Raw genomic sequence first — 21516 nt, 5'->3', positions numbered from 1 at the left:
ACTAAGCCTCTTCCGGCAGGTAAAATCGCCGCTGACGCCCTGTCAATGCAGGGCGCTTTCAGCTTAGAGGGAATATGGAAACTCGTCGTGACGAACGCATCAGTCAGCTTATTCAGGCACTCAAGCGCAGTGATAAACTCCATCTAAAAGAAGCGGCCACCCTGCTTGGCGTGTCTGAGATGACCATTCGTCGCGATCTCAACGGCCACAGCGGCCCGGTCGTTTTGCTGGGCGGCTATATCGTTCTGGAGCCGCGCAGCGCAACGCACTATCTGCTGAGCGATCAGAAAACACGCCTTGTGGATGAAAAACGCCGCGCAGCCCGCCATGCGGCTAAGCTGCTTGAGCCCCACCAAATGGCCTTTTTTGACTGCGGGACCACCACGCCTTGGATCATCGACGCCATCGATAGCGCCCTGCCCTTTACCGGGGTCTGCTATTCGCTCAATACCTTTCTTTCCTTGCAGGAAAAACCCCAGTGCCGCGCGATTTTGTGCGGCGGCGAGTTCCACGCCAGCAACGCCATTTTCAAACCGCTGAGCCTGCAGGATACGCTGAGCCACCTTTGCCCGGACATCGCGTTTTATTCCGCCGCGGGCGTCGATTACGAGCAGGGCGCGACCTGTTTTAACCTGGAAGAGCTGCCGGTCAAACACTGGGCGATGAAAAGCGCGCGCTACCATGTGCTGGTCGTCGATCACAGTAAATTTGGTAAAGTTCGCCCGGCGCGGATGGGGGATTTATCGCAATTTGACGTGATTGCCAGCGACGTGTGTCCGGATGACGATCTGCTCGCGCTGGCGAAGGAAAAACAGATTTCACTGCTTTACTAACCGCGCCCCGCAGGGCGCGGCCTGTATTTTAAGAGAACCAACCGCCGAACCAGCCGTGCAGTTTCATCAGCACGAAATCGATCATCCGGCTAAAGAAACCGCCTTCGTTTACCGCTTCCATCACAATCAGCGGCCGCTGCTCAATAGTTTTATCATTCAGCTTGAAGTCGATGGTGCCGACCACCTGCCCTTTGGTCAGCGGCGCGGTCAGCTGCGTATCATTCAGGGTGTAGCTGGCCTTGAGGTTTTTCAGCTGACCTTTCGGCAGCGTGATGGAACCGGCCTCGCCCGCCCCCAGCTTCGCTTCACTGCTATCGCCAAACCAGACGCGCTGGGTAATAAAGGTGGCATCGGGTTTAATCGGCGTTACGGTTTCATAGAAGCGGAAACCCCAGGTCAGCAGTTTTTCTGATTCGTTAAAACGGATGCGGTCAGTTTTGGTGCCGAGCACGACGGCAATCAGGCGCATGTCGTTTTGCGTCGCGGAAGAAACCAGATTGTAGCCCGCCCCGGCGGTGGTCCCGGTTTTCACGCCGTCTGCGTTGAGGTTCGTGCTCCACAGCAGACGGTTGCGGTTCGGCTGACGGATTTTGTTGAAGGTGAACTCTTTTTCTTTATGGATAGCATACTCTTCCGGCACGTCATGGATCATCGCTTTGGTGAGCAGCGCCATATCGCGGGCGGTACTAAACTGACCCGGCGCATCCAGACCGTGCACGGTCATAAAGGTGGTGTTGGTCAGGCCCATTTTCTGCGCATAGCCGTTCATCAGGCTGACAAACGCGTCCTGGCTGCCCGCCACGTAGTCGGCGATCGCGATGCTGGCGTCGTTGCCGGACTGAATGATAACGCCCTTGTTAAGATCTTCGACCGACACCTGCATCCCTGGCTTAAGGAACATCACCGATGAGCCGCGCAGCGCCGGGTTACCGGTTGCCCACGCGTCACGCCCGATGGTCACCATATCGGTCGACTTAATCTTACCCGCCTTTAACGCCTGGCCGACAACATAGCTGGTCATGATTTTGGTCAGGCTCGCCGGATCGAGTTTTTCATCGGCATTGCCTTCGCTGAGCACTTTGCCGCTGGCATAGTCCATCAGGATCCAGGCTCGCGCGTCAATGGATGGCGCATCGGGGAGTTGTTCTGCAGCCTGCACCGCAGGCGCAACGAGAAATAAAAGCGCGCAGCCTGCCGCGAGGCCGCGAAGGGAAAAAGCATCATGCGTCATAAGAGCCACCCAAGTATCCTTTCCAAACAAAAATATGCCGCCACACTCGTTCGGCGCCGCAGCAGCCGGTGAGTAAAGCGTACAAATGACCTTAAAGAAACAGCGAGTTGGTAAAGTTTTTAAAGTTTACGCAATAACCTCGCCCGGTGCTGCAAACAGCGCAATTTTTTTGATCGCGGTTGCCTAAATATTAACTTTATTCCAACATGAATGCTCACTACGCCGCAACGGCGGCTTAATAAAAAGCAGGAGCGGATATGATTACGCTGTGGGGCAGAAACAACTCGACCAATGTGAAGAAAGTGCGCTGGGTGCTGGAAGAACTCGACCTCCCGTATCAGCAAATTCTGGCAGGCCTGGAGTTCGGTCTGAATCACGATCCGGCCTATCTGGCCATGAATCCCAATGGGCTGGTACCGCTATTGAAAGATGAGACGACCGATATCGTGCTCTGGGAATCAAACACCATTATCCGCTATCTGGCCGCGCAGTATGGTCAGGATCGCCTGTGGGTGGAGTCGCCCGCCGAACGCGCTCAGGGCGAGAAATGGATGGACTGGGCTAATGGTTCGCTCTCGCCGGCCCATCGGCCGATTTTAATGGGGCTGGTGAGAACCCCGCCGGAAAAACGCGACCCCGCCGCGATTGAAGCCGGAATTGCCGCCTGCGAAACGCTGTTCGCCATTCTGGATGATGAACTGTCGCGTCATCAGTGGCTCTCAGGCAAGTCCTTCGGCCTCGGCGACATCGCCGTCGCGCCGTTTATTTATAACCTGCTGGAAACCGTTAAAACCTGGCAACCGCGCCCGCACCTGCAGCGCTGGTATCAGCAAATTAACCAGCGCCAGGCCTGGCGCAACGTGGTGATGATCCCGGTCACCTGATATTAGCCCGCCGGGCTCACCTTCAACAGCTCGCCGTTGGATTCGTCGGTTAGCACATACAGATAACCATCGGGTCCAACGCGCACATCGCGGATACGTTTTCCGCGATCGCCCAGAATCCGCTCCTGTTCCGTGACATTATCGCCGTCAACCTTGAGAACAATCAGCGATTTATCCTTCAGCGCGCCGATAAACAGCCGGTGACGCCACTGTGGGAAGGTCTGCGCGTCGTAAAACGCCATACCGCTCACCGCCGGCGACTTCTCCCAGACAAACAGCGGCGCTTCGGTTCCTTCCGCCGTTTTGCCTTTGGCTTCGGGGATCGGCAGGCCGCTGTAGTTAATGCCGTGCGTCGCCAGCGGCCAGCCGTAGTTTTTGCCTTTTCGCGGAATATTGATCTCATCCCCGCCTCGCGGCCCGTGCTCATTTAACCACAGCGTATCGCTCCACGGGTTCATCGCCATCCCCTGTGGATTACGTATACCGTAAGACCAGATTTCAGGCCTGACGCTGGCCTGGCCGACAAAAGGATTATCATCCGGGACCTTGCCATCAGCCGTTAGCCGCACCACTTTTCCCTGCAGCTTATCAAGATCCTGAGCGGTCGAACGCTGGTTATTCTCCCCGAGTCCAATAAATAGATAACCGAGGCTATCGAACACCAGCCGTCCGCCAAAATGATTGCCGGTTGAGAGCTTCGGCTGCTGGCGGAAAACTACCTGGAAATTTTCCAGGCGTTGGAGGTCATCGCTCAGTCGGCCGTAACCTACGGCGGTCCCGGCCTTGCCGTCACTTCCCCCTTCGGCGTAGCTCAGCCAGACCCGGCGCGACTGGGCGAAATCCGGGGCCAGCGCCACGTCCAGCAGACCGCCCTGTCCGTTGGCCCAGACCTGCGGCACGCCCGAAATCGCAGGCGCGAGGCCTTTATCCCGCTGCCACAGCCGGAGCTCGCCGCCGCGCAGGGTAATCAGAATCCCCCTGTCGTCGGGAAGAAAGGCCAGCGCCCATGGGTGTTCAAGCTGGTTCTGCAACACCTCTACGCGCTCCCGGGCGGCAAGGCTTGCCGTTGGCAACAACAGCGCGATAAGGGCGATCAGGGTAAGGGTCTGGCGCATGGCATACTCCTTTTGTCAGCAATGCGATAAGGGTAGCCAGCGAGGGAAAACGGGAAGGGATTTTTACATAACATTAATCAGGGGGAGCAGGCTCCCCCTGATTTCAGGCGTGAGTAATGGGCTGAGAATCATTCAATTTATGAATATTTAGCCGCAATACCGCCAGACAGCTTTCCAGCTTATCTACGTCGACAGCGATGTAGGAAGGGCAGTCATGATGTCCGCTCAGCAGGCAGACCGCTGCGGAAGCGACGGCCTCGCCTGCCAGCCGCAGGGCATCCTTTTCCTCCGGTGCGACGGCGTGCTGCAGGCGCGGCGCGTGTTGACGCATTTCATGGCACAGTTCAAACAAGTTATCACGTAGATGGTCGTTTTCGCTGACTGACATATAGCCTTTTGCCTTACGTAGCTGCAAATAAGCGTCGAGATCAATGTTGGCATTAATGAGCTTATTCATCAGGTTACGATACAGTCTGTCAACGGTCATCGCAGATCCTCCTCTGTCGTCCTTTACCACAACCACAATATGGTTATTTTTTGTACAAAACGATGAGGCAGATCAATAATTCTCAGGTCATTAACATTCTTTACAATGTTACAACGACGATTAAAATTCTCGCCTGCGATCTCAATGACCAACGATCGAAAATGTCATACGCTCTCAAAACAAAAGCCCTTTAAAATCTCGATGATGAAATTATTTATTGCAGTAATGATCACATATTAGAGCAATGCACATTGCCATAAAATGCCGTCAGGTGTCATATCACTTCATAAAATGTATTACGTATAACATTGAATAAAAACAGCAAGCAGATCGATCCTGTTTGTTACCTTTACCGCTACCGCTTGAAGGAACTGAAATGATTACGCCCGGCAAAAGAAACTATATCTTGTTGAGTCTTTTCGATTTCCTCTACCTCTTCGCCTGGTCCTCAACCATGGCGTTCTTCGTTATCTGGACCACTCAGCATCTCGGGATTAGCGCAACCAAAACCGGCCTGCTCTACTCGGTCAACGCCTTTATCGCCCTGCTGATGCAGCCCTTCTTCGGATTTATTTCCGATAAGTTCGGCCTGAAAAAACGACTGATCTGGATCCTGGTCGCGATGCTGCTGCCGGTAGGCCCGTTCTTTATTTATTTGTATGCGCCACTGCTGGTGCACAGCTTCTGGCTGGGCGCGCTGCTTGGCGGGGTATACCTGGGGATTATTTTCAATTCCGGTTGCGGAGTTATCGATTCGTATATTGATAAAATTTCGCGGCGCTACCAGTTCGAATACGGCCGGGTCAGGATGTGGGGATCGTTAGGCTGGGCCGCAGCCGCGTGGATCGTCGGCAAATATATCGACAGCAATCCGAACCTCGCCTTCTGGTTGGCCAGCGTCGCCATCGTTATCGCGGCGATCTGCTTTATGCTGACCAAAATCGAACTAACCGAAGCGGAAATGCAAAAAAGCAGTGCGCTGAAAGTTTCGCACGCCCTGGAGCTGGCGAAGAACGGCCAGTTCTGGATGCTGCTGGTCTTCACCCTTTTCGTCACGCAAATCTATGACACCTACGATCAGCAGTTCGCCCAGTATTTTTCTCTGCAGTTCCCGACGCCGGAGGAAGGCAATCGCTGGTACGGCATTCTTGCCTCCATTCAGGTATGCGGCGAGACTCTGTTTTTATGCCTGATGCCGTGGTTCGTAAACCGCACCGGCGCGAAGTGGGCGCTGATCATCGCCGGGCTGATTATGTCGGTGCGTATCGTCGGCTCCGCGATTCCGCTGGGTCCGGTGTGGATCGGCGCGGTAAAAATGATGCATGCGCTGGAAAAACCGCTGATTCTGGTGTCGGTGTTTAAATTTATCGCCGCCAACTTCGACAACAAGCTCTCGTCGACGGTCTACCTGCTGGTGCTGTTCGTCGCCTCTATCGCCACGGCCATTTACTCGCCGCTGGCCGGGTATTTGTACGATACCATCGGCTTCGCGCATACCTATTATATTCTGGGCGGCATCGCCGGACTGTTTACGCTCATCTCGGTATTTACGCTGCGCGATAATAGAGAACCGACCGCGCCGGGGGCTGCGCCAGGCGCAGGCGTGGCGCAAAGCCATTAAGCAACATTCGCCCGGAAGCCTCTTTCGGGCGAATTAACGGAAACTCCACTGTACGCTCATCACAAATATAGCCGGGACGATAATGCCCGTTTCGACGCCGAAATAATCGGTAAAATTGTACTGCAGGCCATGGTAAATATAGGGAGAGAAACCGACGCCAGTAAGTTTCTTTGCCGTTCGATAAGTGCCTGAATCGCCGCAATCGCGAAAGGCTTTAAAGAAGAACTCGCCGGTATAGGCATAGACGCCCTTGAACGTCCAGCCATTTGCCCCCGCGTACCAGTCTCTTCGTGCCCCCAAAGAGAGGCAGCGGTCGGCAAAACTATTCTTCATGGTCCCGACCAACGCGCTGTACTTTGAATCCGCAGACAGCTTACGCTCAACGGAAAAAAACTGGTTGTTGAATTTTTCATTATATTGGCCGTGATTACCGGTCATATGATAGACAAATGAACCGGTATTGACCGAATATAACGCCATCTCGTTGGCATAAACGGGCGTCGTGCTAATCATGGACAGCGCGCAGACTAAACCACCCAACTTTTTAAACATGGGAAACCTGATAAAAAATAAAGACGAAAAGCAGCGGCTATTTTACCGCTTCAGGTTAAACCAGATCTAAACCGACTTCCCCCGGTTGCCGAGATAATGGGTGAATAACCCCCTTATTTTGATTAACAATCTGGATAATCATCCCTATAAAAAGAAACACGGATATCGCCGGGCTAACAAGAAAAGGAGTATAAACTTTCCGCCGATCTCTGTAGAATCCCTGCCCTGACCATCCCAATAATTGAACACTTTTTAAGCTATGAGCAATGTCACCCATCAGCCGAAGATCGGCTTTGTCTCTCTGGGCTGCCCGAAAAATCTCGTGGACTCAGAACGTATCCTGACTGAACTGCGCACCGAAGGATATGACGTGGTTCCCTCCTACGATAACGCTGATATGGTTATCGTTAACACCTGCGGCTTTATCGATAGCGCCGTGCAGGAGTCGCTGGAAGCGATTGGCGAAGCGTTGAAAGAAAACGGCAAAGTGATCGTCACCGGCTGCCTGGGCGCAAAAGAAGATCAGATCCGCGAAGTGCATCCGAAGGTGCTGGAAATTACCGGGCCGCACAGCTATGAACAGGTGCTGGAACACGTCCATCACTACGCGCCGAAGCCTAAACATAACCCATTCCTGAGCCTGGTGCCGGAACAGGGCGTGAAGCTGACGCCGCGTCATTACGCTTACTTAAAAATTTCCGAAGGCTGCAACCATCGCTGCACCTTCTGCATCATCCCGTCCATGCGCGGCGATCTGGTCAGCCGTCCGATTGGCGAAGTGCTGGCGGAAGCCAAACGCCTGGCCGACGCCGGCGTCAAAGAGCTGCTGGTGATCTCTCAGGACACCTCCGCCTACGGCGTTGATGTCAAACATCGCAGCGGCTTCCACAACGGTATGCCGGTCAAAACCAGCATGGTTAGCCTGTGCGAAGAGCTGGCGAAGCTCGGTATCTGGGTACGCCTGCACTACGTCTATCCGTACCCGCACGTTGATGATGTGATCCCGCTGATGGCGGAAGGTAAAATTCTGCCTTATCTCGATATTCCGCTGCAGCACGCCAGCCCGCGTATTCTCAAAATGATGAAACGCCCGGGCTCCGCAGACCGCCAGCTGGCGCGCATCAAGCAGTGGCGTGAAGTTTGTCCCGAACTTACCCTGCGTTCGACCTTTATCGTCGGCTTCCCGGGCGAAACGGAAGACGATTTCCAGATGCTGCTCGACTTCCTGAAAGAAGCTCGCCTCGACCGCGTCGGCTGCTTCAAATACAGCCCGGTTGAAGGCGCAACCGCCAACGAACTGGCGGATCAGGTACCGGAAGAGGTGAAAGAAGAGCGCTGGAACCGCTTTATGCAGCTGCAGCAGCAGATCTCCGCCGAGCGCCTGCAGGAGAAAGTCGGTCGCGAAATTATGGTGCTGATCGACGAAGTGGATGAAGAAGGGGCAATTGGCCGCAGCATGGCCGATGCGCCGGAAATCGACGGCGCGGTGTACCTGAACGGTGAGAGTAAAGTCAAACCGGGCGACGTTGTGCGGGTGAAAGTCGAACACGCCGACGAATACGATCTGTGGGGCAGCCGGGTTTAATTTCGCCCGCTGACCGTATCCCGGATAACGGCGCTCGCGCGCCTTATCCGGACGACAAAACCGCACAGGATTAACGTGCGGAGTGCTTTCCCGGACACCTGTCCGGGCTGCACAATCCTCGAACGCCTACCCTTTTATCCTCGGATCCAGCGCATCGCGTAGTCCGTCACCCAGCAGGTTAAACGCCAGCACCGTCAGGAAAATCGCGATTGCCGGGAACAGCGCCACGTGCGGCGCCATCACCATATCCGCCCGCGCTTCGTTGAGCATCGCCCCCCACTCCGGCGTCGGCGGCTGCGCGCCAAGCCCCAGAAATGACAGGCTGGCGGCGGAGATAATCGACACGCCAATACGCATTGTAAAGTAGACCACAATCGACGATACCGTTCCGGGCAAGATGTGATTAAACAGGATGTTGGCATCGCTGGCGCCAATGCTGCGCGCCGACTCAATAAAGGTCTGCTGCTTAAGCACCAGGGTATTACCGCGCACCAGACGCGCAAATGCCGGGATCGAGAAGATCGCCACCGCGATAATCACGTTCGACATTCCGCTTCCCATTACCGCCACGACCGCAATTGCCAGCAAAATCCCCGGGAAAGCGAACAGCACGTCACAGATACGCATAATGATGCGATCCCACCAGCCTTCGTAGTATCCGGCCAGTAGTCCAAGTACGGTGCCAATGGTCGCGCCGATGAATACCGCCAGTACCCCTGCGGCCAGCGAGATCTGCGCCCCCACCAGCACCCGACTGAAGATATCCCGCCCCAGCGAATCAACGCCGAACCAGTGCATCATCGACGGGCCGTCGTTGAGTCGGTCGTAGTCAAAATAGTTTTCCGCATCGAACGGCGCAATCCACGGCGCCACGATCGCCACCGCGATCAGCAGCAGGACAAATATCCCAGCCCCCATCGCCACCGGCTGACGGCGAAACCGCCGCCAGAACTCGTGCCATGGGGTACGTATCTGCCCGGGTTTAATCCCCGGCATCGCGTTGATAACCGCTTGTCTTCTCCAGTTGAGCAATCGCACCTTACTTGTACCTGATAGCTGGATTAATGGCGGCATACAGCACGTCCACCACTAAATTAATAAGAATAAACTCCAGCGAAAACAGGAGGACTTCCGCCTGAATCACCGGATAGTCGCGCATCTCCACCGAGTCCACCAGCAGACGTCCGAGGCCTGGCCAGTTAAAGACCTTCTCCACCACGATTGACCCCCCGAGCAAAAAGCCGAACTGCAGCCCCATCATGGTCACCACCGGGATCATCGCGTTGCGCAGGCCGTGCTTGAGCACCACCAGCGTTTCGCTGACGCCTTTCGCCCGCGCGGTACGCATGTAATCTTCATGCAGAACATCAACGAACGAGGCGCGGGTAAAGCGCGCCATTACCGCCGCCACCGCGGCGCCCAGGGTCAGCGAAGGCAGAATATAGTGGCGCCAGCTGTCTGCGCCCACCGTCGGCAGCCAGCCCAGCTCAACGGAAAAGACCTGCATCAACAGCATGCCGAGCGCAAACGCCGGGAACGAGATCCCAGTCACCGCCAGCGCCATCCCCAGGCGATCCGGCCAGCGGTTGCGCCAGACTGCCGCCACGATCCCCGCCGCCATCCCGAACACCACTGCCCAGCTCATGCTGGCGAGCGTCAGCCAGAATGTCGGCATAAAACGGCTAGCGATTTCGCTGCTTACCGGGCGACGCGAGGCCATCGAGGTACCGAAATCCCCCTGCACAATATTGCTGATATAGTGCCAGAACTGCACGTGCAGCGGCCGATCGAGCCCCAGCTGCTGGCGCACCATTCCCACCACCTGAGCGTCAGCTTCCGGCCCGGCAATCAGCCGCGCCGGATCCCCGGGCAGCATATGCACGAACAGAAACACCAGCACCGCCACAATCAGCAGCGTGGGGATGAGCCCCAGCAGGCGTTTAATCACATAATTGAGCATGCTTCTCCTTGCGCGAAGTCCCCGCAGCCTGCGCCCGGGGACCCACAGCTATCTACTTAAGATCCGCCTGTTCAAAGCTAAATCCGGTATCCGGCTGGATATAGAATCCGGTCAGATTTTTACTGTGTGCTGAGACCAGTTTTTCGACCACCAGCGGCACCCACGGCGACTCTTTCCAGATAGTATCCTGCGCGTCCTTATACAGCCGCGTTTTTTCCTGCGCATCGGTGGTTTTCAGCGCGTCGTTGAGATCTTTATCGACCTGAGGATTGCTATAGAAAGCGGTATTAAACAGGGTCGGCGGCCAGTTTTGCGACGCGAAAAGCGGCGACAGCGCCCAGTCCGCTTCCCCGGTCGACGCCGACCAGCCTGTGTAGAACATGCGTACGCCGCTCTCTTTCTGCCCCTTACCTTCCACCTCCGCCGCGCGTTGACCCGCATCCATCGCCGTCAGTTGCGCTTTAATGCCCACCTGCGCCAGCTGCTGCTGGGTAAACTGCAGCACTTTCTGCGCCGTGCTGTGGTTGTGAGACGACCACAGCGTGGTGCTAAATCCATTGGGATAGCCGGCCTCTTTCAGCAGCTCGCGGGCCCTGGCCGGATCGTACGGCCAGGCGCTGTAGGTTTCAGCGTAGGCAATAGACGGCGGCACCACGCCGGTCGCCGGGGTGGCATAGCCCGCAAAGGCCACTTTCACCAGCGCCTGACGGTTGATGGCGTAGTTAATCGCCTCGCGCACTTTAGGGTTATCGAACGGCTTCTGCGTCACGTTCATGCTGATATAGCGCTGCATGATCGATGGGCTGGCCACCAGCTCCAGCTTGCTGTTTTTCGCCAGCAGCGGCGCCTGCTCGTAGGGGATCGGGAACGCAAACTGCGCTTCGCCGGTCTGCAGCATCGCCGCGCGGGTATTGTTATCCACGACCGGACGCCAGGTAATGGAGTCCAGCTTCGGCAGCCCCGGCTGCCAGTAACCGGCGAACTTCTTCACTTTAACGAAGTCGGTCTGATTCCAGGTGTCGAGCTGGTACGGGCCGGTGCCGACCGGATGGAAACCAATCTCTTTACCATATTTCTTCAGCGCCGCCGGAGAAATCATCGCCGTCGCCGGGTGGGCCAGGATATTAATAAACGCCGAGAAAGGCTGTTTGAGAGTAATTTTCACCGTCGTCGGGTCAACCGCCTCGGTGCTGGCGATATTTTTATACAGGTTATAGCGCTTGAGATGATTTTCCGGATTGCTGGCGCGATCGAGGTTGGCCTTGACCGCTTCGGCATTAAACTCGGTACCGTCCTGGAACTTCACCCCCGGGTGCAGCTTAATGGTATAAACCAGCCCGTCCGGAGAAACGGTATAGCTTTCCGCCAGCACGTTATGCAGTTTCATCTCTTTATCCAGGCCGAACAGCCCCTGATAGAAAGACTTCGCCACCGCCTGCGACAGCGTGTCGTTAGCATCATAGGGGTCGAGGGTCGTAAAGTTAGAACCGACCGCCACCACCACATCTTTTGCGGCAAAAGCCGGCGTCGCTGCCAGCGCCGAAGCGACGCCCAGCGCCAACAGCCATTTGCCTGAAACGCGTTGAGTCATGTTGTTCTCCTGAAATGCTGCATTATGGATGTCGTTGTTATCGTGCCAGCACGTCGGCGGCGGACTCTCTGGCGACAAAGTGCCCTGGCCCAACCTGCTGTAACGGCGTACTCACCCCCTCTTCGCCCCGTCTGAAGATATTCCCCGGCAGCTCGTCGGAGAGCAGCACGCGCTGCGGACGACGATGCGCAGGGTCGGCCACCGGAACAGCGGCCATCAGTTTACGGGTATAGGGATGCTGCGGGTTTTCAAACACCGCGCGGCGCGGGCCAATTTCGACAATGCGCCCTCGATACATCACCGCCACGCGGTGGCTGATGCGCTCAACCACCGCCATGTCATGGGAAATAAACAGAAATGCGATGCCCATCTCGCACTGCAAATCGAGCATCAGATTGATAATTTGCGCGCGTATCGACACGTCCAGCGCCGACACCGACTCATCGGCAATCACCACTTTTGGATTGAGCGCCAGCGCGCGGGCAATACAAATGCGCTGGCGCTGACCGCCGGAAAACTCGTGCGGATAGCGCCAGGCATGTTCCGGCTCCAGTCCGACACGTTCCAGTAGCCAGGCGACACGTTCACGAGCAGCATCTCCCTCCAGCAGGCGGTGCACGCGCAGCGGCTCCATAATCGAATAGCCCACCGTTTGCCGCGGGTCGAGGGAAGCGTAAGGGTCCTGGAAAATAAACTGGATATCGCGACGCAGCGCCTGAAGCTTACCGCCCGTCAGCGTATCAATCCGCTGACCGTTGAAGGTAATGCTGCCGCCCTGGGTTTCCACCAGACGCAGCAACGCCCGTCCGGTGGTCGATTTACCGCAGCCGGACTCCCCTACCAGGCTTAAGGTTTCGCCGGGCCATAAATCAAAGCTGACTTTTTCGACCGCATGCACTTCACGGGTAATACGGTTGAGAATGCCGCTGCGCAGCGGGAAGCGCGCGACCAGATCGCGAACTTTGAGGATCGGATCCCCGGCCACAACAGTGTTCTGCTCCTCTGGCGACGGGCTTTGGTTCAGCAGCGGGAAACGGCGCGGCAGAGAGGTGCCATGCATCGCGCCCAGCCTCGGCACCGCGGCCAGCAGCGCCTGGGTATAGGGGTGCTGCGGCGCGCGGAAAATCTCCTCCACGCTGCCGGTCTCCACCGCTTCGCCGCGATACATCACCAGCACGCGGTCGGCGATATCGGCCACCACGCCCATATCGTGGGTAATAAAGATAACGCCCATCGACATCTCTTTTTGCAGAACGGCGATCAGCTGCAAAATTTGCGCCTGGATAGTCACATCCAGCGCGGTCGTCGGTTCATCGGCAATCAGCACCGCCGGACGGCAGGAGAGCGCCATGGCGATCATCACCCGCTGACGCATACCGCCGGAAAGCTGATGCGGAAAGCGCGACAGCATGGCTTCCGCTTCCGGAATGCGTACCTGATCGAGCATTTTTTTCGCTTCGCGCAGGGCCTCATCATGCTTCAGGCCCTGATGTAATCGAATCGACTCGGCAATCTGTTCACCGATGGTGAAGACCGGATTCAGCGAGGTCATCGGCTCCTGAAAGATCATCGCCATATCCGCGCCGCGCACGCCGCGCATATCGGCGTCAGACTGTTCGCTCAGCTCAATCACCTGCCGGTTGCGACGACGCAGCAGCAGCGCATCACTGCGCACTTCGCTGACCGCCCGATCGAGCAGGCGCATCAGTGCCAGCGACGTTACCGATTTCCCCGAGCCGGACTCGCCGACAATCGCCAGCGTCTCGCCGCGCCGCAGGGTAAACGACAGGTCGCGAACGGCGGAAAAAGCCTGCGGCTGCTGGCTAAACGCGACGTTCAGGCCGCGCACCTGCAGAACATCATTAGCATCGATTTCTTGACTATGCGGCAACGCCCTTTCCTCTTATTCGCGATAAATACCAATCGTGGGCGTATCACCCGCATAACACCAGGCCCGGTACATGCCTTCGCTATTAAACGGCAGCGCCACGTTGCCTTCACGGTCGACGGCGATCAGGCCACCGCTGCCGCCCAGCGCAGGAAGTTTCTCCATCACCACCCTTTCGCAGGCCTCCTGCAGGCTAAGTTGGCTGTACTCCACCAGCGCCGAAATATCGTAGGCCGCCAGCGTACGCATAAACACTTCGCCGGTGCCGGTACAGGAAACGGCGACGCTGGCGTTATTGGCATAGCAGCCCGCCCCCGGCAGCGGGCTATCGCCGACGCGTCCCGGCAGCTTATTGGTCATACCGCCGGTTGACGTCGCCGCCGCGAGGTTACCCGCCAGATCCAGCGCAACCGCGCCGACGGTGCCCATTTTGTGCCGCTCATCCAGCGGCGCGGCGTGGTGGTCGAGCACGATATCGCCGCCCTCCTGCGCCTGACGCAGCTGCAGCAAGCGCTCGGGGGTCGAAAACAGGCTGTTATCGACGTGTTCCATACCGTGGGTAGCGGCAAACGCTTCCGCCCCCTCGCCAATCAACAGCACGTGCGGGCTCTGTTCCAGCACCAGGCGCGCCGCCAGCACCGGATTACGTAAATGCTGAACTCCCGCGACGGCGCCGGCCTGCAAGCGGCAACCATCCATCACGCAGGCATCGAGTTCATGGCGGGTATCGCGGGTAAATACCGAGCCAATACCGGCGTTAAATAACGGGCACTCCTCCAGCAGCCGGACCGCTTCAGTTACCGCATCCAGCGCGCTGGCCCCGGCCGCCAGCATTTTTTGTCCGCTATCGACAATCGCCGCCAGCGCCGTTACGTACTCCCGCTCACGCGCCGGCGTCATCTGCGCGCGGCTAATCGCCCCGGCCCCGCCGTGAATTGCTATAACCGCCTTACCCATTACGCCGTTCCTTACCGATAAAGTGTATAAATATCATTATCGTGCTGACTGTCCTATACAATTTTTGAATATAGAAAGAGCAGACGATGATGTAAAGCTTGTCCCCTGGTGGGATATAGCCCGCCCCTCTTTTCTGCCATAATAGGCGTTTTCGATGTTTGCCCGCAGGAGAAACACATGGATTTTACCGCCGGACTGATGCCGCTCGACACAGCCCTGACCCAGATGCTCACTCGTATTACGCCGCTGAATGCGACGGAAACCGTACCGCTGTTGCAGGCCTTTTCGCGCGTAACCGCCCATGATCTCGTTTCGCCGCTCAACGTGCCCGGTTTTGATAACTCGGCAATGGACGGCTACGCCGTACGCCTGGCGGATCTCGCCGACGGCGCAGCGCTGCCGGTAGCGGGCAAGGCCTTCGCCGGTCAACCTTATAACGGCGTCTGGCCGGCAGGCGCCTGTATCCGCATTATGACCGGCGCGCCGGTACCGGAAGGCTGCGACGCGGTGGTCATGCAGGAGCAGACCGAACAAACCGATGACGGGATTCGCTTTATCGCCCCGGTGAAAAGCGGGCAGAATATCCGTCGTCTCGGCGAAGATATCGCCCATGGCGCGGTCGTCTTCCCCGCGGGAACACGCCTGACCGCCGCCGAGCTGCCGGTCATCGCCTCGCTGGGCATTGCCGAGGTTGACGTGGTGCGTAAAGTGCGGGTGGCGGTGTTCTCCACCGGCGATGAACTCCAGCTGCCGGGCCAGCCGCTGGCCGATGGGCAAATTTACGATACCAACCGCCTGGCGGTACACCTGATGCTGCAGGAGCTGGGCTGCGAAGTGATTAACCTCGGCATTATTCCCGACGACCCGGCTAAACTGCGCGAAGCCTTTATTCAGGCTGACCAGCAGGCCGATGTGGTGATTAGCTCCGGCGGCGTTTCCGTCGGCGAAGCGGACTACACCAAAGCGATTCTCGAAGAGCTGGGGGAAATCGGCTTCTGGAAGCTGGCGATCAAGCCGGGAAAACCTTTCGCTTTCGGCAAGCTTAGCCACAGCTGGTTCTGCGGCCTGCCGGGCAACCCGGTTTCCGCAACGCTGACCTTCTACCAGCTGGTTCAGCCGCTGTTGGCGAAGCTGTCCGGCAACGTCGGGCAAGCTCAGCCGATGCGCCTGCGCGTGCGCGCCGCCTCCGGCCTGAAGAAATCGCCGGGCCGCCTCGATTTTCAACGCGGCGTGCTGCAACGCGGCCCGGACGGCGAGCTGGTGGTTAGCAGCACCGGTCACCAGGGCTCGCATATCTTCAGTTCATTCAGCCTCGGCAACTGCTTTATCGTGCTGGAGCGCGAGCGCGGCAGCGTGGAAGCGGGCGAATGGGTGGACGTTGAGCCGTTTAATCATCTGTTCGGAGGGCTGTAATGAGCGTGGAGTTGAGCGATGCGGAGATGCTGCGCTATAACCGGCAGATTATTCTCCGCGATTTCGATTTTGACGGTCAGGAGCAGCTGAAAGCCTCCCGCGTGCTGGTCGTCGGCCTCGGCGGGCTGGGCTGTGCCGCCGCGCAGTATCTGGCGGCGGCAGGCGTCGGCCAGCTAACCCTGCTCGATTTCGACACCGTCTCGCTCTCCAACCTTCAGCGTCAGACCCTGCACAGCGACGCCGCCATCGGCCAGCCGAAGGTCGACTCCGCCCGCGCCGCGCTGGCGCGGATTAATCCCCACGTTCAGCTCACGGCGCTCAACGCGCGGCTGGAAGACGCGGCGCTGGCGGCGCAAATCGCCGCCCACGATCTGGTGCTCGACTGTACCGACAACGTCGCGATCCGCAACCAGCTCAACGCCGGATGTTTCCGCCATAAAACGCCGCTGGTCTCCGGCGCGGCGATTCGCATGGAGGGGCAAATCAGCGTCTTTACGTATCAGGAAAATGAACCCTGCTACCGCTGCCTGAGCCGCCTGTTTGGCGACAACGCCCTCACCTGCGTCGAAGCCGGCGTCATGGCGCCGCTGGTTGGCACCATTGGTTCGCTACAGGCGATGGAGGCGATTAAGCTGCTGACCCGCTACGGCAGCCCGGCGACCGGCAAAATCGTGATGTACGACGCCATGCGCTGCCAGTTCCGCGAAATGAAGCTGCCGCGAAACCCTCACTGCGAGGTGTGCGGTACGCCCTGACCCTTTTCCGGCGGCACCGCCGCCGGACGTTTTGTGACCCGCCGAGACTTTTTCGCCTCCGTTTCTCCCCCTCGCTGTGCTTGTTGATTTATATCAATGCAACTTTCATTCGAAAGTAATTTAATCTTCATATGCAAATAAGAGGGTGAATCATGATCTTCAACATACAGCGTTATTCAACCCATGACGGCCCGGGGATCCGCACTGTCGTCTTCCTCAAAGGGTGTTCGCTGGGCTGCCGCTGGTGCCAGAACCCGGAAAGCCGCGCCCGCACGGCGGATTTGCTGTATGACGCCCGCCTTTGCCTGGACGGCTGCGACCTCTGCCAGCAGGCTGCGCCGGAGGTGATTACCCGCAAGCTGGACGGTCTGATTATCCACCGCGAAAAGCTCACCGATGCGCATAACGGCAAATTGCGCGACTGCTGCCCGACGACGGCATTAACCGTGTGCGGCGAAGAGAAAAGCGTCGACGAGATTATGGCCACGGTGCTGCGCGACAAGCCATTCTACGATCGCAGCGGCGGCGGCGTCACGCTTTCCGGCGGCGAGCCGTTTATGAATCCCGGGCTGGCCCGACAGCTGTTTGAGGCCAGCCACAACGCGGGGATCCACACCGCGGTCGAAACCTGTCTGCACGTGCCGTGGAAATACGTTGAGCCCTCTTTGCCGTTTATCGACCTGTTTCTCGCCGACCTCAAGCACGTTAACGAAGCGATTTTCCAGCAGTGGACGGACGGCAGCGCCCGCCGGGTGCTGAATAATCTGCAGCGCGTCGCGCAGGCCGGAAAGAAAATCATCATTCGCGTGCCGTTGATCCAGGGCTTTAACGCTAACGAAAGCGATATTGCCGCCATTACCGATTTTGCCGCTGACCGCTTAAAGGTCGGCGAGATCCATTTCCTGCCGTACCACACGTTAGGAATGAATAAATACCAATTACTCAGTCAGCCCTATACCGCTCCGGACAAACCGCTTGCTGCCCCCGAGCTGCTCGCCTTCGCGCAGCACTATGCTCAGAGCAAAGGTTTAACGGCGACTCTACGAGGATAACCCTATGACAACATTGAAACTGGATACTCTGAGCCCGCGCATTCAGGCGCATAAAATGGCGCTGGTGCATATCGTTAAGCCGCCGGTCTGTACTGAGCGCGCCCTGCACTATACCGAAGCCTATCAGCAGCACCTGGATAAACCGATCCCGGTACGCCGCGCGCTGGCGCTGGCTCATCACCTGGCGGAACGCACGATCTGGATTAAGCACGATGAACTGATTGTCGGCAACCAGGCCAGCGAAGTTCGCGCGGCGCCCATCTTCCCGGAATACACCGTAAGCTGGATCGAAAAAGAGATCGACGACCTCGCCGATCGCCCCGGCGCCGGTTTTGCCGTTAACGAAGAGAACAAACGTGTGCTCCACGAAGTGTGCCCGTGGTGGCGCGGTCAAACCGTACAGGATCGCTGCTACGGCATGTTTACCGACGAGCAAAAAGCGCTGCTGGCGACCGGCATTATCAAAGCGGAAGGCAATATGACCTCCGGCGATGCTCACCTTGCGGTCAACTATCCGCTGCTGCTGGAAAAAGGCCTCGACGGCATGCGAGCGAAAGTCGCCGAGCGCCGTTCGCGCATTAACCTGACCGTGCTTGAAGATCTGCACGGCGAGCAGTTCCTCAAAGCCATTGATATCGTGCTGGAAGCGGTCAGCGAACACTGTAAGCGCTACGCCGGGCTGGCGCGCAGCATGGCCGCGACGGAGATCCGCGAATCCCGCCGCGACGAACTGCTGGCGATAGCCGAAAACTGCGATATCATCGCCCACGAGCCGCCGAAGACCTTCTGGCAGGCGCTGCAGCTGTGCTATTTCATCCAGCTGATTCTGCAGATCGAATCCAACGGCCACTCGGTCTCTTTCGGCCGCATGGACCAGTATCTCTACCCTTACTACCGCCGCGACGTTGAGCTGGCACAATCATTGGATCGTGAACACGCCATCGAGCTGCTGCACTGCTGCTGGCTGAAGCTGCTTGAGGTGAACAAAATTCGCTCCGGCTCGCACTCTAAGGCGTCCGCCGGTAGCCCGTTGTACCAGAACGTCACCATCGGCGGCCAGAATCTGGTGGGCGGCGTAGCGCAAGATGCAGTGAACCCGCTCTCCTACGCGATTCTGGAATCCTGCGGTCGCCTGCGCTCGACGCAGCCTAACCTCAGCGTGCGCTACCACGCGGGCATGAGCAACGACTTCCTCGACGCGTGCGTGCAGGTGATCCGCTGCGGCTTCGGCATGCCGGCGTTCAACAATGATGAAATCGTTATTCCTGAATTTATCAAACTCGGCATTGAGCCGCAGGACGCGTACGACTATGCCGCTATCGGCTGCATCGAAACCGCCGTCGGCGGCAAATGGGGCTATCGTTGCACCGGGATGAGCTTTATCAACTTCGCCCGCGTCATGCTGGCAACCCTGGAAGGTGGCCGCGACGCCACCAGCGGCCAGGTTTTCCTACCGCAGGAACATGCGCTGTCAAAAGGTAACTTCGACAACTTCGAACAGGTTCTGGCCGACTGGGATACACAGATCCGTTACTACACGCGCAAATCTATCGAGATTGAGTACGTGGTCGACACCATGCTGGAGGAGAACGTGCACGATATTCTCTGTTCGGCGTTGGTTGATGACTGTATCGAGCGCGCGAAGAGCATCAAGCAGGGCGGCGCGAAATATGACTGGGTTTCCGGTCTGCAGGTCGGCATCGCTAACCTCGGCAACAGCCTGGCGGCGGTGAAAAAGCTGGTGTTCGATCAGGGCGTTATAGGCCAGCAGGCGCTGGCAAAGGCGCTGGCTGAAGACTTCGAAGGCCTGACCCACGAGCAGTTGCGCCAGCGCTTAATCAACGGCGCGCCGAAATACGGCAACGATGAAGACAGCGTGGATATGCTGCTGGCTCGCGCCTACCAGACCTATATCGACGAGCTGAAGCTGTATCATAACCCGCGCTACGGCCGCGGCCCGATCGGCGGCAACTATTACGCCGGTACCTCCTCCATCTCCGCTAACGTGCCGTTTGGCGCGCAGACTATGGCGACGCCGGATGGCCGTAAAGCGCACTCGCCGCTTGCGGAAGGGGCCAGCCCGGCCTCCGGTACCGACCACTTGGGGCCGACCGCGGTGATCAGCTCGGTGGGTAAACTGCCGACCGGCTCAATCCTCGGCGGCGTACTGCTTAACCAGAAGCTGAACCCGGCCACGCTGGAGAACGCGTCGGATAAGCAGAAACTGATGGTGCTGCTGCGCACCTTCTTCGAGGTGCACAAAGGCTGGCATATTCAGTACAACATCGTGTCGCGCGAGACGCTGCTGGAAGCGAAGAAACACCCCGACCAGTACCGTGATTTAGTGGTCCGCGTGGCCGGTTACTCGGCGTTCTTTACCGCCCTGTCGCCGGATGCTCAGGACGATATTATCGCCCGTACCGAGCATACGCTGTAACTAACATCCCCGGCTTGCGTTACGCTTAGCCGGGCTACAGGTTCTTAGCCGTTTGCGGGCCGGAGCCCCGGGTAAGGCGTTTACGCCGCAACCCGGGGTTTTCTCCTGCACATCGGTGAATGCAAACTTTCATTCGAAATAAATTTGTGCTCCCCATCACATTGTAATTAGAATGTTACTGGTCGAAGTTAAGCCAGGAGCATGTGTTATGACCGTTAAAGTTATCGTCACCGATATGGACGGAACTTTTCTCAATGACGCCAAGCAGTATGACCGCTCGCGTTTTCTTGCGCAGTTCGCGCAACTCCAGCAGCAGGGTATTGAATTCGTTGTCGCCAGCGGCAACCAGTACTACCAGCTGATCTCTTTTTTCCCGGAAATCCGCGACCAAATCTCCTTTGTTGCCGAGAACGGCGCGCTGGTTTACGAACACGGTCAACAGCTGTTCCACGGCGAACTTACCCGTCATGAATCCCAGGTGGTAATTGGCGAACTGCTCAAAGATCCGCAGCTCAACTTTGTCGCCTGCGGCCTCGAAAGCGCTTACGTCAGCGATCGCGCGCCCGACGCCTTTGTCGCGCTGATGTCAAAGCACTACCATCGTCTGCAGCGTATTAGCAACTACCATGACATCGACGATAAGCTGTTTAAGTTTTCGCTTAACCTGCCGGATAGCGAAATTCCGCAGCTTATCGACAAACTGCACGTCTCGCTGGACGGCATTATGAAGCCGGTCACCAGCGGCTTCGGCTTCGTCGATTTGATTATCCCCGGCCTGCATAAAGCCAACGGCATCAGCCGCCTGCTGAAGCGCTGGAACATCTCGCCGCAGGCGTGCGTGGCCATCGGCGACAGCGCGAACGACACGGAAATGCTCAAGCTGGTGAAATACTCTTTCGCGATGGCCAACGCCGCCGAAAGCATCAAGGCGGTGTCGCGTTTTGCCACCGATGATAACAACCACGACGGCGCGCTGAACGTCATTCAGGCCGTCCTCGACCACGCCGCCCCCTTCAATCAGTAACGCCGCGCCGGGGTTGACCGCCCCGGCTTCCCGTTTTGTGCACCTCTGCATAATTTTAAACTTGCATTAACTTAATTTTAACTTAAATTATCATATGTAAGATTTAAAACTTTCGAATGAAAGATGAGAGG

The 21516-nt window shown here is 57.5% G+C and carries 18 protein-coding genes; 9 read left to right on the top strand and 9 right to left on the bottom strand.

Going from position 1 to position 21516, the window contains the following annotated elements:
• Window positions 1-74 precede the first annotated feature (74 nt).
• Window positions 75-833, top strand: a complete 759-nt coding sequence (gene deoR, locus KCG39_RS00240; RefSeq protein WP_087830059.1) for a DNA-binding transcriptional repressor DeoR — start codon at window positions 75-77, stop codon at window positions 831-833.
• 28 nt (window positions 834-861) lie between these two features.
• On the opposite strand, the gene dacC is transcribed toward deoR, so the two are convergent.
• Entirely contained in the window at window positions 862-2064 is a 1203-nt protein-coding gene (dacC, locus tag KCG39_RS00235; protein WP_029669928.1) for a serine-type D-Ala-D-Ala carboxypeptidase, read from the bottom strand.
• Window positions 2065-2321: 257 nt separating this feature from the next.
• Here dacC and KCG39_RS00230 point away from each other — a divergent pair, with 257 nt between their 5' ends.
• Entirely contained in the window at window positions 2322-2948 is a 627-nt protein-coding gene (locus tag KCG39_RS00230; protein ID WP_004130812.1) for a glutathione S-transferase family protein, read from the top strand.
• 2 nt (window positions 2949-2950) lie between these two features.
• Here KCG39_RS00230 and KCG39_RS00225 read toward each other — a convergent pair whose 3' ends face one another.
• Together KCG39_RS00225 and bssR are read right to left on the bottom strand one after the other, a co-directional pair.
• Window positions 2951-4063, bottom strand: coding sequence for a PQQ-dependent sugar dehydrogenase (locus tag KCG39_RS00225; protein ID WP_139529702.1), 1113 nt, complete (start codon window positions 4061-4063; stop codon window positions 2951-2953).
• 103 nt (window positions 4064-4166) lie between these two features.
• A complete protein-coding gene (bssR, locus tag KCG39_RS00220; protein WP_004130808.1) occupies window positions 4167-4550 on the bottom strand; it encodes a biofilm formation regulator BssR in 384 nt (127 codons plus the stop codon).
• A 379-nt stretch (window positions 4551-4929) separates the two neighbouring features.
• Between bssR and KCG39_RS00215 the strand changes: the two genes are divergently transcribed.
• Window positions 4930-6171 (top strand): oligosaccharide MFS transporter, encoded by a 1242-nt coding sequence (locus KCG39_RS00215; protein WP_162626027.1) that lies wholly within the window; start codon window positions 4930-4932, stop codon window positions 6169-6171.
• A gap of 33 nt (window positions 6172-6204) precedes the next feature.
• Here KCG39_RS00215 and KCG39_RS00210 read toward each other — a convergent pair whose 3' ends face one another.
• Window positions 6205-6684, bottom strand: coding sequence for a hypothetical protein (locus KCG39_RS00210; protein ID WP_162626028.1), 480 nt, complete (start codon window positions 6682-6684; stop codon window positions 6205-6207).
• 298 nt (window positions 6685-6982) lie between these two features.
• Between KCG39_RS00210 and rimO the strand changes: the two genes are divergently transcribed.
• A complete protein-coding gene (gene rimO / locus KCG39_RS00205; RefSeq protein ID WP_049111940.1) occupies window positions 6983-8308 on the top strand; it encodes a 30S ribosomal protein S12 methylthiotransferase RimO in 1326 nt (441 codons plus the stop codon).
• A 126-nt stretch (window positions 8309-8434) separates the two neighbouring features.
• On the opposite strand, the gene gsiD is transcribed toward rimO, so the two are convergent.
• From gsiD to iaaA, 5 genes are read right to left on the bottom strand one after another with little or no spacing between them, the layout of a single operon-like run.
• Window positions 8435-9346 (bottom strand): glutathione ABC transporter permease GsiD, encoded by a 912-nt coding sequence (gene gsiD, locus KCG39_RS00200; protein ID WP_032742081.1) that lies wholly within the window; start codon window positions 9344-9346, stop codon window positions 8435-8437.
• 1 nt (window position 9347) lies between these two features.
• Window positions 9348-10268, bottom strand: coding sequence for a glutathione ABC transporter permease GsiC (gene gsiC, locus KCG39_RS00195; RefSeq protein ID WP_004130799.1), 921 nt, complete (start codon window positions 10266-10268; stop codon window positions 9348-9350).
• Between the two features lie 52 nt (window positions 10269-10320).
• Window positions 10321-11859 (bottom strand): glutathione ABC transporter substrate-binding protein GsiB, encoded by a 1539-nt coding sequence (gsiB, locus tag KCG39_RS00190; RefSeq protein ID WP_004130796.1) that lies wholly within the window; start codon window positions 11857-11859, stop codon window positions 10321-10323.
• A 37-nt stretch (window positions 11860-11896) separates the two neighbouring features.
• The gene (gsiA, locus tag KCG39_RS00185; protein ID WP_142467780.1) at window positions 11897-13750 is read right to left on the bottom strand and encodes a glutathione ABC transporter ATP-binding protein GsiA; all 1854 of its coding nucleotides are present in this window, start codon (window positions 13748-13750) and stop codon (window positions 11897-11899) included.
• A 12-nt stretch (window positions 13751-13762) separates the two neighbouring features.
• The gene (iaaA, locus tag KCG39_RS00180) at window positions 13763-14704 is read right to left on the bottom strand and encodes a beta-aspartyl-peptidase (RefSeq protein ID WP_004130794.1); all 942 of its coding nucleotides are present in this window, start codon (window positions 14702-14704) and stop codon (window positions 13763-13765) included.
• Window positions 14705-14881: 177 nt separating this feature from the next.
• On the opposite strand from iaaA, the gene moeA reads away from it, so the two are divergent.
• From moeA to KCG39_RS00155, 5 genes are all read left to right on the top strand, one after another.
• A complete protein-coding gene (gene moeA, locus KCG39_RS00175; protein ID WP_004130793.1) occupies window positions 14882-16117 on the top strand; it encodes a molybdopterin molybdotransferase MoeA in 1236 nt (411 codons plus the stop codon).
• Window positions 16117-16872, top strand: coding sequence for a molybdopterin-synthase adenylyltransferase MoeB (moeB, locus tag KCG39_RS00170; RefSeq protein ID WP_004130792.1), 756 nt, complete (start codon window positions 16117-16119; stop codon window positions 16870-16872). The genes moeA and moeB overlap by 1 nt, the downstream gene beginning before the upstream one ends.
• A gap of 152 nt (window positions 16873-17024) precedes the next feature.
• Window positions 17025-17924, top strand: coding sequence for a glycyl-radical enzyme activating protein (locus KCG39_RS00165; RefSeq protein WP_142467781.1), 900 nt, complete (start codon window positions 17025-17027; stop codon window positions 17922-17924).
• Between the two features lie 4 nt (window positions 17925-17928).
• Complete coding sequence (locus KCG39_RS00160; RefSeq protein ID WP_049123351.1) at window positions 17929-20361, top strand: formate C-acetyltransferase/glycerol dehydratase family glycyl radical enzyme; 2433 nt, start codon at window positions 17929-17931, stop codon at window positions 20359-20361.
• A gap of 208 nt (window positions 20362-20569) precedes the next feature.
• A complete protein-coding gene (locus KCG39_RS00155) occupies window positions 20570-21385 on the top strand; it encodes a Cof-type HAD-IIB family hydrolase (RefSeq protein ID WP_142467782.1) in 816 nt (271 codons plus the stop codon).
• The last annotated feature ends 131 nt before the right edge of the window (window positions 21386-21516 follow it).

Source organism: Klebsiella pasteurii, from assembly GCF_018139045.1.
Classification (GTDB): domain Bacteria; phylum Pseudomonadota; class Gammaproteobacteria; order Enterobacterales; family Enterobacteriaceae; genus Klebsiella; species Klebsiella grimontii.
The sequence above is the reverse complement of the archived record's forward strand: the minus strand, read 5'-3'. Positions and strand labels throughout refer to the sequence as shown.